Below are 13,711 nucleotides of genomic sequence, written 5' to 3' on the forward strand. Positions count from 1 at the left end.
GAACCTGAACAGGCTCAGCCCCATGGGAACGCCGAACCTGGTCTATGGACCGAGTCCCCCTTCCCGCCCCTTCCACACACTCGGGCGCACAGGCCAGGGCAGAGGGACAGGACAGGACACCGCTCCTGAGCGGTCACGCGTCCTCGGCTTCACCGGCCCCGGGCCGGGCAGCCGCCGGCTTGGGGCGCGGGGGCGAGGCCGGAGGCGGCCACGTCGGCCGGCGTGGTCCCTGCGGCGCCGGTGTGGGCGTCCGGGGTGAAGGCGACGTCCAGACGGGTGAGGCCGCGGAAGTTGAGGCTGCGCTGCCATCGCGGTGGCTCGGTACCGTCGAGCCGTAGGCCGGGGAGGCGGGTGAGGAGCGCCTCCAGGACGATCGCACCCTCCAGCCGGGCCAGCGCCGCGCCGAGACAGAAGTGCGGACCGTGGCCGAACGCCATGTGCCGTCCGCCGGAGCCGGTCCGCTCGAAGTCCAGTGCATGGGGATCGGGAAAGACGGCCGGATCCCGGTTGGCGGCGCCGGCCACCAGCAGCACCGTCTGCCCCTCGGCGATCTTGCGGCCCGCCAGGTCCAGATCGTGCCGCGCCCGGCGCAGCATCAGCTGTACCGGGGCGTCGTAGCGCAGGAGTTCCTCGACCGCGGCGGGCATCAGCTCGGGCCTGCGGCGCAGTTGGTCGGCCGCGTCCGGGTGGCGGAGCAGGGCGAGGGTGGCGTTGCCGATGAAGTGGGTGGTCGTTTCGTGGCCGGCGATCAGCAACAGGGCACAGTTGGCGAGGAGTTCGTCGAGGTCCTGGTCGGTGTTCCCGGCCTGTGCGGTGACCGTCGCACGCAGGGAGTCGGGGGCCGGCGGGGTGTCCTGACGGGTGAGGTGTTCGCGGAGGTACGCGAGCATGTCCGCCATGCTCTGCGAGGCCTCGCGGTTGCGGTCCGCGTCGAGCCGGGAGTTGCCGATGGCCTCGGCGACCGGCTCTGACCAGGCGGCGACGGCGGCGCGGTCCGCCTCCGGTACGTCGAGGAGGTCGCAGATGACGGTGAGCGGGAGTGGGCGGGCGAGGTCCGCGACGATGTCCATCCGGCCGGTCGGCGCCGCCCCGGTGATGATCCGGTCGACGGCTTCGACGATCCGGGCACGGAGTGCCGCCACCGCGCGCGGAGCGAACGCCTTGCCGATCAGCGCGCGGAGCCGGGGGTGGTCGGGGGTGTCGTTGTAGAGCATCTGCCGGCTCAGCACCCGGGCCAGCGGCCGCAGTTCCTCCGGGACGGCCTCGATGTCGGGGTAGCGCACCGAGGACAGTCCCGGATGATTCGCCGCGCTGCTGACCACCGCGTGCCCGGTGGCGATCCAGGCGCTCGTGCGACGGTCCCAGAAGAGGTCGTCGGCGCTCCGGAGTTCTTCGTAGAAGTCGTAGAGCCGCTCCTGGACCTGGGGCCGAAAAGCCGACAGAAGCGATGAGGGGGTGCGCATCGGCCCATTCTTTCAGTGCTGTCGGCTCGTGGACGCCGAACCGATGTCGACCACCCGCGCCCAGGCGGGCGGCGCGTCCGGCACGTAGCGATCTTCTTCGCCCTCGTCCCACGACCGGGCAAGGGGCCGCCGCCGGCCCGTGTGCTGCCGGGGAAACAGGCCCACCACCGTCCGGCACGGTGGCCGGGTGGCCGGCCAGGGTGTCTGGCCGTCGGTCAGGACGACGACGACATCGGGGCGCGGAGTCGCCCGCAGTGCCCTGGCGAAGCCGGTGCGCAGGTCCGTACCCCCGCCGCCCGTCAGGGGAATTCCCTCGGCCCGGCACAGCGTGTGCACGAGGTGGGCCGCCGCGTCGCACGGCAGTACGGTGACCATGTCCCGTCGGCCGCCCACGGCGCGGGAGATCGCCGCGACCTCCAGGAGGGCGCTGCCCAGTTCGGCGTCGCTCACCGACCCGGAGGTGTCGATGACCACGGAGACCCGGGGCGGCCGGCGCCGCAGGCTCGGCAGGACGACGCCGGGCAGGGCCGCCGAACGGCGCGCCGGCCGGCCGTGGGTGTAGTCCTCGCCCACGCCGCTGGCGGAGGCCGCCGAGCGGACCGCCGCTCCCAGCAACTCCCGCCATGGCAAGGGTGGATGGAACGCCTCCTCCGCCCATCGCCGCCACCCCTTCGGGGCGTTCCCGGGGCGGCCGTTGATGCCCTGCGCGACCCGGAACCGGACCGCGTCGCGTTCCTGCTCGCTCAGGCCGTGCGCGCCGTCCGGCCCCAGATCCCATGCCCGTCCCAGTCCGTCGGCCCCGCTGCCGCAGTCCAGCCAGGACAGGCTCAGGGTGTTCGGCCCGAGGCGGAACCGGCGCAGGTACTCCTCCATGAGCTCCCCCGCCGGAAGTCCCAACGCCTCTGGCTCGACAGCGCCTTCGGGGCGGACGAGCCCGTCGCCGAACGCGTCGTCGTTGATCTCGCAGTCCGCGGCGATGTTCATCCGCAGCCGCTCCCCGGGGCCGGTCAGGCCGTGCTCCCGGGCGAAGCGGTCGCTGCGGCCGTGGTGGTCGCGCAGCAGGTGGGACACCTCGTGCACCCACACCCCGGCCAGCTCCTCGACCGGGGTCCGGTCCACGAACGCCGGTGAGACGTAGCACCGCCAGTCCCGGTCGACGGCCATCGTCGGGACCTGCCGCGACTCGACGGGGTGCAGGGCGAACAGTGCCGTGGCCAGGTACGGGCGGGCCCGGACGGCGTGCAGCCGGGCGGCGAAGAGTTTGTCGAGGTCCAGGGTCCCCGGCGCGTCGGTGTTCATCGGCCGCCCCTCGTTCCCGCCCCGGCTCCTGTCCCTGTGCCTGCCCGAGCCGCCGCACGGCCCGCCGCCCGGTCCGCCCGCCGGGACAGGGACACGACTCCGGCGAGTTTCTCGATCGCCGCCGGAACGTCCCAGTCCTCCTGGCGCAGCGAGGCCAGGGTGGTCGCCGGGACGACCACCAGGTCCGGGGCCCCGGTCTCCAGCGCCCGGACCAGCAGCTTCCACGCCGCGTCCCAGCGGGCCCTGTCCGGGCGTCCCCGGACCGCCGCCACCACGCCGTCCAGCACGGCCTGGCGCAGGTCGCCCCGCTCGGGCAGGACGGCACCCGCCGGGTCGGCGAGCAGCGACTCGGGGTCCGGGAGGTCCATCCGGTCCAGGCTCGCCAGCAGTTCCAGCCCGGGACCGTCCCCGACCGCGCCCCTGACCAGCAGCGAGAGGACCTCCCGGGAGGAGCCGGCGGCGGTCGCGAAGGCGATCAGGCTCAGGGTCATGTCCCAGCTCCGCGGTGACGGCCAGGCGCCGCCCCGGCGCGTCTCGTTGCTCGGCAGTAGGTGCACGAGCTTGGGACGGGCGTCGAGCAGCCCGCACACCGCGCGGCGGGCGAAGTCCACGGCGTCCGACAGCTTCTCGGGCGCCAGCCGTGGCAGGGTGGCCCGGGGCCAGGTGCCACCGAGGCCTCGTACGACGACCTCGTGGTCGTGGGTCCACTGGAGATGGACGAACCGGTTGGCCAGCGGCGGGCTCAGCTCCCAGCCGTCGGCAGCCGAGGACCGGGGGTTGGCGGCAGCCACGACCCTTACGCCGGGCGGCAGTTGGAGGGCTCCGATCCGCCGCTCCAGGACCAGCCGGAGCAGGGCGGCCTGAACGGCCGGCGGCGCGGTGGACAGTTCGTCGAGGAACAGCAGCCCCCGGCCGGCCCGTACGAGTCGTACCGCCCAGTCCGGCGGGGCCATCGGGACACCGTGCGTCGCGGGATCGTCGCCGATGACGGGCAGTCCGGAGAAGTCGGACGGCTCGTGGACACTCGCGATCACCGTGGTGAGGGGCAGGTCCAGGGAGGCGGCCAGCTGTGTCAGGGCCGCGGTCTTGCCGATCCCCGGCTCACCCCACAGGAGCACGGGCAGGTCGGCGGCCACGGCCAGTGTGAGGGCCTCCAGCCGGGTGTCGGGGCGGGGTTCGGTGGCGGTGTCGCGGAGCAGGGTCAACAGCTCGGCGGCGATGTCGAGTTGGGGTGTGTGGGGTGTGGCCGTGCGGGTCTTCGGGTCGAGGGTCTCGGGGGCGGCGAAGGAAATGTCTGAGGCCATGTTTGATCACCTTTGGGTTCGTCATGAGTGAATACTGAGGGTGGAGACGGGTGTCTCCCAGGTCAGCGGAACGTCGCCTGGCGCGGGTGGGAGCGGTGGTCGCGGGTACGGCCGACGTCCTGGCGGAAGCCGCCGGATCCGGGACCGGGGCCGGTCAGGCCGGCCCTGAACAGGCCGTAGGTGATGCGTCGCTCGGCGGCCCTTTCCAGTTCGTCCCGCAGGGCGCCGCCGCGCAGCACCGCGTCGGGGCCGAGCAGGCCTTCCACGACGGCCAGCGCACCGGCGATGTCGCCGTGGTCCAGGCGTTCGCTGACGCCGGTGAGGCAGTCCGGGTGACGGTGGGCCTCGTCGATGGCCCGCAGACAGGGCAGTGGCGTGCCGCTCAGCTCGGCCAGGAGTTCTTCCCGGCGGGTCTCGGCCGGGTCGTGGTCCAGCGGGGCGAGCACCCCGTCGACCAGGCCGATCCGGTGCAGGGCGCCCCGGCACTCCACGAAACGCGGCTCACCTGCCCGGGCCGGGTTCCGGGGTGGACCGGTCGGCGGACGGTCAGGTACGAGTGCCGAGGCGACCAGCGGGTGCAGCTGATCCAGCTCGATCGCGCCGGTACGGATGAGTTCCAGGTCGGGCAGCACCCAGGTCGCCGCGTCGGGCAGGAGCGGCAGTGCGGAGGTGCCACCGCCCGTGGGCGCCCAAGTGATCCGCAGCACGGGCGACCCGCTGCCGTCCGGGCCCGCGACGAGATCCAGGAGCAACCGCTGCCGGGCCCCCAGCCGCACGGCAACGGTGCCCATACTGGTCCCGGAACCGGGCCCAATGCCCGTGCCGGGGCCAACTCCAGCGCCCGTGCGAATGCCGGGGCCGGGGCGAGAGTCCGTGCCGGGGCGGGAGTCCGTGCCGGGGCCGGGGTCAGTGCCGGAGCTGGAGCCGGAACCAGGGCCGGAGCCGCTGCCAAGGCGCGTGCCAAAGCCAGGCCCGGGGCGGGGGCGCGTGCCGGAAGCCGTATCGAGGCCGAGGCCAGGGCCGGAACCGGAACCCGTACTGAGGCCAGAGCCAACGCCAACCCCCGAGCCGCAGCTGGAGCCCGCGCCAACCCCAGAGCCACGGCGGGAGCCGGAGTCAAGGCCGGAGCCGGAGCCGAGGCCAGAGCCCACGCCAACCCCAGAGGCAAGGCGGGAGCCGAAGTCAAGGCCGGAGCCGGGGTCAATGCCGGAGCTGGAGCCGAGGCCGGAGCCCTTGCCGACGCCGGAGCTGAGACCAGAGCCCGCGCCGCCCCCCGAGCCAAGGCGGGAGCCGGAGCCGGCTTCGGCTGGCCGTTCCTCGGCGTCGAGCACCAACCGCGCCTCGTCCGCCCATCGATCCACGGCGCAGCGACGCCCCTGCGGCACCCGCGCCAGGAGATCCCGGGACGGCGGCTCCGGACGGTCGTAGCCGGGTGGCCGGTCCGCGCCGGAGCGGGTCCGCAGCTCAGCGGTTCTGCGCGCGTCCCACAGGTGGCGGTGCAGATCGAGGCGGAACCGCCGGCTGGGGTGCGGGTGCGGGTGCGGGTGCGCGGCGCGACGGGCGCCCGCATCCGCGTGCGATCCGTCCCACAGCGTGAGGCTGATCCGCTGGCCGGCGTCCGCCCACGCCGGCGCGGTGCGGGCCACGAGGTGCACCGGGTGGGCGCCGGGCCGCCCGGTGGCGTCGTACCGGGCCAGGCTGATCGTCAGTCCCGGGCGCAGCAGCCCGTCGGGGGCGATCCTCGGCAGGTGCCAGCGCAGCAGGTCGGGCACCAGGTGACGTAGATCGGCGCGGAGCCGGGCCGCGAGTTCCCGGCCGTGGGCGCGTGCCACGGACCGTAGGTTCAGGTCGACATCGACGCCTGCGGCGGCACACGCGCCCGCCCAGTCCCCGGCCAGGCGGCGGGCCGTCGCGGTCGCGATCATGGACGGCGGCACGGCGAACTCCCGTACGCGCGGCCAATAGGAGAGGTGGGTGTCCCCGTACGCGTTCTCAGTGAGCATCAGCACTCACCTTGCGCGGACGGGACCCCCGATCTGTGAAGGAAGTCGGTAGTCATCGTCCGAGACGGTAACGCTGCCCTCCCGCACCCGCCACCTGTTTTCGGTGCGAGCACAGCCGTGATCCGAAACCGGCACATTCCGCGAATCATGACGAATCGATTTCGCTACAAGTTCCGAAATTATTCGTGACGGGTCCGCCACTCGGCCGAAATACCCCGCTCATAGCTTTCTCGCCATCAGCCTCACAGGCGACATCGCACCCATGGGGTCCATCGGACCAAAAAAGCTTCTTTTCCCTGATATCCCTGCACAGGAGCCCCGAGTGTCCAACCCCTCCCGCCGCGGCGCCCTCAAGCTGACCGCAGGCCTCGCTCTCACCGGCGCTTTCGCCCTCGCGGGCTGTGGACGCGGCGACGACACCGCCGCCACGACAGCCACCGCCGCACCCGTCGACACCTCCCCGGCCACCGGCACCGTCACCGTCTGGGCCGCCCAGGGCGATGCCGATGTCCTCGACAAGGTCGTCAAGCCATTCAAGGCCGCGAACCCCGACGTCACCGTGAAGGTGACGCTGATCCCGAACGGCGAGTACTACACCAAGCTCCAGTCGGCGATCGCGGCGGGCAAGGGGCCCGATCTCGCCCAGTTCTTCCCCGAGTCCCAGTCACAGTTCCTCGACCCGTCGATCCTGCGGCCCGTCCCGGACGGCCTCGTCGACAGGGCGAGCTTCTTCGAGAGCCTCTGGACCGCCGGAGTGGTCGGGGACGTCGCCTACACGGTGCCCTGGTACGCCTACACCTACGCGCTCGTCTACCGCGCCGACCTCGCCAGGAAGGCGGGCGTGAAGGCGCCCGCCACGTGGGACGAGACGGTGCCGTTCCTCAAGGCGCTCCAGGGTGCCGGCGCCGCACGCGGCCTCGGGGCCGACATCGGCTGGGACATCTTCAACGGTCAGGACGTCGCGATGTACGCCTGGCAGGCCGGTGGCTCGCTGCTCTCCTCCGGCGGGAAGTGGACGCTCGACACTCCCGCGATGGTCGACGCGCTCCAGTACAACGCGTCGTTCTTCACCTCCGGCACGGCCGACACCGCCGGGCCCACGTTCCTCGACGCGCAGCCGTACTTCGTGTCCGGGAAGACCGCCATGATGATCACGGGTCCGTGGGTGATCGGACAGCTCGACGCCGCCGCGAAGAAGGACGGCTGGACGGCCGCCCATGTCGCCACCGCCCCGCTGCCCGCCGGCGCATCGGGCAGCAACTCCTTCTCCGCCGGAGGCAGTTGGGGTGTACTCGCAGGCGCGGGGAACGCGGACGCGTCATGGAAGCTCGTCCGGTACCTCACGAAGCCGAGCACACAGGTCGCGCAGTACAAGGCGTACAGCTCGCTGCCGGCCGTCATCTCCGCCTGGGACGACCCCGCCATCGCGGACCAGCCGCTCCTGGACGCCTTCCTCACCCAGCTGAAGAACACCCGGGCGTTCCCCCAGGTGAACACCTGGCAGCAGGTCGCGACACGGCTGGGCAAGGAGATGGAGGCAGTGGCCAAGGGCACGGAGACCGCCGCGAAGGCCGCGTCGAACGTCCAGGCGTACGCCGACAGCCTCGGCACGGGCGCGAAGTGAGCCGCCGATGACCACCGCCATCGGCCCGGGTGCGCCGGACCGGGTGCGCCGCCCCCGGAGCCCCCGGAGCCCCCGGAGTTCCCGAGGCGCCCGCCGGACGGCTGTCGCCTGGCTGTTCCTCGCCCCGTTCGCCGTCGTGTTCCTGCTCTACACGGCGATCCCCACCGTCGCCGCGCTCGCCTTCAGCCTCACCGACCTCCGGGGCGCGGACCTGCGGCACCCGTTCGCCGTCGACTTCACCGGCCTGGAGAACTACCTCCGGCTGTTCCAGGACCAGAGCTTCCTGCGGGACATCCTGAACACCGGGCTCTTCGTGGTCGTCGGCGTGCCGCTGACCATGGGGGTGGGGTTCGCGCTGGCGGTCGTGCTGAACTCCGGTGTCCGGCGGCTGCGCGGGGTGTTCCGTACGGTCTTCTTCGCGCCGGTGGTCACCAACGTGGTGGCGGTCGCCCTGATCTGGCAGTACGCCTTCAACTCCGACGGCACCGTCAACAAGGTGCTCGGCGCCGTCGGCCTCGCCGGGCCGAACTGGCTGGACGATCCGAACCTGGCGATGCCCGTCGTCATCCTGCTCGGCTTGTGGCGCAACTTCGGCACCGCGATGGTGCTGTTCCTGGCCGGTCTGCAGGCGATTCCGGAGGACGTGTACGAGGCCGCCGCCCTCGACGGGGCAGGCCGCTGGCGGCAGTTGAGACACATCACCCTGCCCCTGCTGCTGCCCACCACGCTCATGGTGTCGGTGCTGCTGACCGTCTTCTACCTCCAGGTGTTCGACGAGCCGTATCTGCTCACGAACGGCGGCCCGTTGGGCTCCACCGAGTCGATGGCGCTGTACACCTACCACCAGTTCGGCTCGGGCGAGTTCGGGGTCTCCTCGGCCGCGTCCTTCGTGATGCTGCTGCTCGTGGCCCTGGTGAGTGTCGTCCAGTTCCGACTGCTGAGGTCCCGCTCATGACCGCCCTGGCCGCGCCGACGACCGCCCGCCCGACCACCGACCGGGCCGCCGCACCCCGCCGGTCCCTCTCCCGGCCGCTGCTCTACGGCGCACTGGTGCTGTGCGCGCTGCTCACCCTGCTCCCGTTCGTGTGGGTGGCCGCCGGTTCGCTGCGCAGCCTCGACGAGATCCGCTCCGACCCCGGTGCCTGGCTCCCGCACCATGTCACCCTCGACAACTTCACCCGGCTGTTCCGGACCGCCGGTTTCGGACGGTTCCTGGTCAACAGCGTCGTGGTCGCGGCCCTCGTGGTGGCCGGCAACATCGTGGCCGCTTCGGCCGCCGGGTACGCCCTGGCCAAGCTCGACTTCGCGGGCCGGCGGATCGCGTTCGGCGCGGTCATGGCGGCGATGATGGTGCCGTTCAGCACGGTGTTCGTCACACAGTTCGTGCTCACCGTGGACATGGGACTCTCGGACACCCTGACCGGTATCGCCCTCCCGGGCATCGCCCTGCCGCTGTCGGTGTTCATCATGCGCCAGTACGCGATGTCCATCCCGGACGAGTTGCTGGAGGCGGCGCGTATCGACGGCGCGGGCGAGTTCCGGATCTTCTTCCGGATCTTCCTGCCGCTGGCCGGTCCGGCGGTCGCGACGATCACGATCATGTCGTTCCTCAGCTCGTGGAACAACTTCATCTGGCCGCTCATCGTGGCCCAGAGCATGGACACCTACACGCTGCCGGTGGGCCTCGCCGCGACCAGCCAGGCAGCCGCGCACGTCACCGACTACGGTCTGCTGCTCGCCGGCGCGATCGTCGTGATGCTGCCGGTGCTGGTGCTCTTCCTGTTCCTCCAGCGCTACTTCGTGCAGGGCATCTCCGGATCGGGAATGCGGTGACCCCCATGGACCATGCCCCCACGGACCACCTCGACGGCCTCACCGGTGTCGCGGTCACCGTCCACGCCCCCGCCGGCCCGGTCGTCGGCCGTCGCCGCGGCCCCGTACAGCGCTTCCTCGGTATCCCGTACGCCCAACCACCCACCGGAGTAAGGCGGTTCGCGGCGCCGGTCCGACGCGGCCGGTTCCCGGAGCCGTTCGACGCGTCCCGGCACGGGCCCACCTCGCAACGCGTGCCCCTGTTCCCCACGACCACGGTGCCGGAGCCGTCGGTGCCCGGCGACGACATCCTGAACCTCTCCGTCGTCGCCCCCGCCACGGCCGACGGCCACGCGCCGTCCCGCCCGGTGCTGGTGTGGATCCACGGCGGCGGCTTCCTCGCGGGCAGCCCGGCGAGTCCCTGGTACGACGGCCGTTCCTTCGCCCGGGACGGCGTCGTCTGCGTCACCGTCGGCTACCGGCTGGGCGTCGACGGATTCGCCCCGCTGGACGACGCGCCCACGAACCTCGGGCTGCGCGACATCCTGCTCGCGCTCGACTGGGTCCAGGAGAACATCGGCGCGTTCGGCGGCGATCCGGGCCGGGTCACCCTCGCCGGTCAGTCGGCCGGGGCCGCGGCAGTGCTCGCGCTGCTGTCGTCGCCGACCGCCGACGGTCTCTTCCAGCGTGCGGTCAGCGTCTCCGGCATCGTCGTCGAAGGGGACCGGGAGCCGGCCCGCCGGTTCGTCGAACGGCTCGGGGAGCGGGTCGGGACACCACCCACGCGGGCCGGATTCGGCCGCCGTACCGTGGAGCGACTCCAGCGGGCCGTCATCGACCTGCGGGGCGAACTCGGAGCCGACGTACTCCCGTTGGGCCCGGTCGTCGGCGACGACGTCCTGCCGGTCCCCGTCGCCGAAGGACTCGCCGGGCACGGACACGGCATACCTCTGCTGCTCGGTGCGACGGGTGACGAGTTCGACTGCGGTACCGCGCCGGAGAACCCGCACCCGAGCCCGTACACCCCCACCGGACCCGCCGCCGCTCGCGCTGCGGGCACCCGGGTGACGGACACCCTGTTCCGGGCCGCCTGCCCGCGCGTGGCGGCAGCGCGCCGCGACGCCGACGCCGGTACCTGGCTGTACTCCTTCGAGTGGCCCTCCCCCGTACTCGGTGGCGCCGGGCACTGCGTCGACATCCCGTTCTTCTTCGACCTGCTCGACGCGCCGGGCAGCGCGCGGGCGCTCGGACCGTACCCGCCCGTGGAGTTGGCCGCCGCGATGCACGCCGATCTGGCCGGCTTCGTCCACGGCCAGGAGCCGGAGTGGGCACGGGCGTCCGGTGCAGCCGGTGATCCGGCGCGCGAGTACGGCCGGCCGGACGCGGCCCTCGTCGCCGACACCACAGGCGTGTTCGATCCCGTCGTACGGGCGGTGCCCGGGGTGGTGAAGGCATGCTGACGTCCGGGGTGAACGGCATGAACGGGCTGAATCAGAGCGCCGTCCGACGCGTCAACACCTCGGTGATCCTGCGGGCGTTGGCGGTGTCGGCCGAGCCGATGACATTGACCGCGCTCGCCGAGCGGGCCGGTCTCTCGCGCCGCACCATCGAACTCGTCCTGGACTCGCTCGTCGAGGCGGGCTGGGTGACGGAGTTGGCGCGGGTGCCGACCAGCGGCTGTGCCGGTCGCCCCGCCCGGCGGTACGAACTGCGGGCCGAACACGCCCTGTTGGCCGCCGCTCAGATCACCACCTCGGGCGCGTCCGCGGTCGTCGCCGATGTCCGCGGCCGCATCCTCGGCCGGGCCCAGCGGCCACTGCGCGCCTACCTGGATCCGCAGGTCACGCTCGACGACGTCGCGGCGCTGGTGCTGGAGGCGCTCGACGACGCGGGCGGGTCCGCGGACCGTCTTCGCGCCGGTGCGGTCGCGGGCCTCGGCGCCATCGACGACGACGGAGTCGTGCGCCGGCTGGTCCACACGACGCGATGGGAGGGCGTGAACCTGCCCGACGAGCTCACACGACGCGTCCGGGTTCCGTGGTTCGCGGACAACGACACCAACCTCGGTGCTCTCGCCGAGCGTTGGCGGGGCGTGGCCGGCGACCACGACAACGTCGTATGGGCGATGCTCGGAAACCGGACCGGTCTCGGCGTCCTCATCCGAGGGGCCGTGCACCGTGGTCTCGACGGCGCCGCGGGGGAGATCATCGAGGTGGTCTCGATCCCGGTCGGCTCGGTCGAGAACCGCCCGGTGGCCTGGCTCACCTCGCCGGAAGCGGCCAGGCGCGCGGTCGCGCTCGGCCGGTTCGAGGCGGCCCGAGAGGGTGACGTCTCCGCGCTCGCCGAGGTCGACGAGCTCGTGGAGAACATCGCGTCGATCCTCACGACCCTGTCGTGGACCATCGCGCCGTCCCTCATCGTGCTCGGCGGCGGCCTGGAGGACGCGGCCGACGTGCTGCTGCCCCGGGTACGCGCCGCGCTGCGCCGTGCCCGCACCCCGGCCGTCGAACTGCGGGCCACGATCCTGGGCCGCGACGCCCCCCTCGTCGGCGCCGTCAAGCTGGCCCTCGACCGCATGGACACCGAGCTGTTCGGCCCGCTCGTCCCCGGTGTGTGACCCCCCTCTGCCTCTTCCAGCACCAACAGCGGTACAAGACATGGAGTTTCACCGTGACCCACACCCCCCACACCGATGTCCTCGTCGTCGGCAGCGGCATCATGGGAGCCGTCGTGGCCCGGCTGCTGCGGGACTCCGATCCGGCGCTGCGCATCACGATGGTCGACGGCGGCGAGGCGATCGGTACGGCCCCCGGTGTGCATCTGCACGACGTGGACGACCCCGTCCTGTGGGAGCGCTACAACGACCGGGTCACCACCGGTATCCAGGGCATGTACACGGGCGCCGAAGTGGTGCGCGAGGTCGCGGACGGCCTCGACGGGCTGACGCCCGGCATGTTCCACGCGCTGGCCTTCGGCGAGGACGCGGAGGCGATGCCCGCGACGGCCCTCGCGTGGAACGCGGGCGGCATGGGCGTGCACTGGACCGCCGCGACCCCGTGGCCGGCCGGACCCGAGGTGTTCGACTTCGGCGACCCGGCCGGCTGGGCGGCCGATCTGGACACCGCACGCCGCGTACTCGCCGTCACGGCCGCCCCGATCGGCCCGACCGAGGTCGGCGAACTGGTCCTCGACGTACTGCGCCGACGCTACGACGGTGCCGGACCGTACGACCGGCGCCCGCAGCCCATGCCCATGGCGGTCACCACGCCGGCCTCGGGCCCGCTGCCGCGCACCGCCCCGGGGACGATCCTCCCGGCGATCGCGACGGGCGGCGATCCCGCGTTCACCCTGGTGACCGGCACCCTCGCGACTTCGCTCATCGTGTCGTCGGACGGCCGGGTCGCCGGCGCCCGGCTGCGGCGCGTCGCCGACGGCGCCGAGTCCGAACTGCGCGCCGACACCGTGGTGGTGTGCGCCGACGCGCTGCGCACCCCGCAGCTGCTGTTCGCCTCGGGCATCCGCCCGGACGCGCTGGGCCGGTACCTCAACGAGCACGCCTTCGTCACCGCCAGGGTGCTGCTCGACCTCGACCGGTTCGGCATCGGCCTCGACGCCCTGCCGCTCCCCCGCGTCGGCGAGTTCTGCACGGACTCGCTCTGGCTGCCGCAGAACGGGGCGGCCCAGCCGTTCCACGGCCAGATCATGGACAGGACGTACGTGGACGACGACGGCCGCCCCCTCGCGCACTCCGTGGGCCTCGCCCTGTACACCCCCGTGGAGTCCCGCCCCGAGAACCGGCTCGTGTTCTCGGAGTCGGCCACCGACCTCGCCGGACTGCCCCGGATCGGCGTCGAGTTCGCCTACTCCGACGCCGACCGGGCACTCATCGCCCGTGCGCTGTCCGAAGTCCGGGCGATCGCCGAGGAGTTCGGCCCGTTCGATCCGGCGACCGAGTCGGCAGTGCTGCCGCCCGGATCGTCGCTGCACCTGACGGGCACGGTCCGCTCCGGCGCCGCCGACGACGGCTCCAGCGTGTGCGGCCCGGACGGCAGGGTGTGGGGATTCGACAACCTGTACCTCGCCGGCAACGGCGTGATCCCCACCGCCATGGCCGCCAACGTCACGCTGACGGGCGCGGTGACGGCCGTACGGGCCGCCCGAGCCGTCACCGAGCACCGCACCGCGCTCACCGCGCGCTGAACTCCG

The 13,711-nt window shown here is 72.7% G+C and carries 9 protein-coding genes and 1 pseudogene; 6 read left to right on the forward strand and 4 right to left on the reverse strand.

The window, feature by feature from the left end; genetic code table 11:
• Nucleotides 1-149: 149 nt before the first annotated feature.
• The 4 genes and pseudogenes from ACW4TU_RS07570 to ACW4TU_RS07585 all read right to left on the reverse strand — a co-directional run.
• Nucleotides 150-1,463 (reverse strand): cytochrome P450, encoded by a 1,314-nt coding sequence (locus ACW4TU_RS07570; RefSeq protein ID WP_457425897.1) that lies wholly within the window; start codon nucleotides 1,461-1,463, stop codon nucleotides 150-152.
• Nucleotides 1,464-1,475: 12 nt separating this feature from the next.
• The gene (locus ACW4TU_RS07575; RefSeq protein ID WP_457425899.1) at nucleotides 1,476-2,762 is read right to left on the reverse strand and encodes a vWA domain-containing protein; all 1,287 of its coding nucleotides are present in this window, start codon (nucleotides 2,760-2,762) and stop codon (nucleotides 1,476-1,478) included.
• Nucleotides 2,759-4,066, reverse strand: coding sequence for an AAA family ATPase (locus ACW4TU_RS07580; RefSeq protein ID WP_457425901.1), 1,308 nt, complete (start codon nucleotides 4,064-4,066; stop codon nucleotides 2,759-2,761). Before ACW4TU_RS07580 ends, ACW4TU_RS07575 begins: the two co-directional genes overlap by 4 nt.
• Before the next feature lie 1,280 nt (nucleotides 4,067-5,346).
• Nucleotides 5,347-6,069, reverse strand: a pseudogene (locus tag ACW4TU_RS07585) (hypothetical protein); the annotation flags it as partial.
• A 322-nt stretch (nucleotides 6,070-6,391) separates the two neighbouring features.
• On the opposite strand from ACW4TU_RS07585, the gene ACW4TU_RS07590 reads away from it, so the two are divergent.
• The 6 genes from ACW4TU_RS07590 to ACW4TU_RS07615 are packed head-to-tail and all read left to right on the forward strand — an operon-like array spanning nucleotide 6,392 to nucleotide 13,705.
• A complete protein-coding gene (locus ACW4TU_RS07590) occupies nucleotides 6,392-7,693 on the forward strand; it encodes an extracellular solute-binding protein (RefSeq protein WP_457425903.1) in 1,302 nt (433 codons plus the stop codon).
• 7 nt (nucleotides 7,694-7,700) lie between these two features.
• Nucleotides 7,701-8,648, forward strand: coding sequence for a carbohydrate ABC transporter permease (locus ACW4TU_RS07595; protein ID WP_457425905.1), 948 nt, complete (start codon nucleotides 7,701-7,703; stop codon nucleotides 8,646-8,648).
• Nucleotides 8,645-9,526, forward strand: a complete 882-nt coding sequence (locus ACW4TU_RS07600; protein WP_457425907.1) for a carbohydrate ABC transporter permease — start codon at nucleotides 8,645-8,647, stop codon at nucleotides 9,524-9,526. Before ACW4TU_RS07595 ends, ACW4TU_RS07600 begins: the two co-directional genes overlap by 4 nt.
• A 5-nt stretch (nucleotides 9,527-9,531) precedes the next feature.
• On the forward strand, nucleotides 9,532-10,965 hold the full coding sequence (locus tag ACW4TU_RS07605; RefSeq protein ID WP_457425909.1) for a carboxylesterase family protein: 1,434 nt from the start codon (nucleotides 9,532-9,534) through the stop codon (nucleotides 10,963-10,965).
• A 17-nt stretch (nucleotides 10,966-10,982) separates the two neighbouring features.
• Nucleotides 10,983-12,122: an ROK family transcriptional regulator gene (locus ACW4TU_RS07610; RefSeq protein ID WP_457425911.1), complete on the forward strand. Its 1,140-nt coding sequence runs from the start codon at nucleotides 10,983-10,985 to the stop codon at nucleotides 12,120-12,122.
• A gap of 53 nt (nucleotides 12,123-12,175) precedes the next feature.
• Nucleotides 12,176-13,705: a GMC oxidoreductase gene (locus ACW4TU_RS07615; protein WP_457425913.1), complete on the forward strand. Its 1,530-nt coding sequence runs from the start codon at nucleotides 12,176-12,178 to the stop codon at nucleotides 13,703-13,705.
• Nucleotides 13,706-13,711: the final 6 nt, after the last annotated feature.

It is taken from the genome of Streptomyces kryoterrae (genome assembly GCF_054072135.1).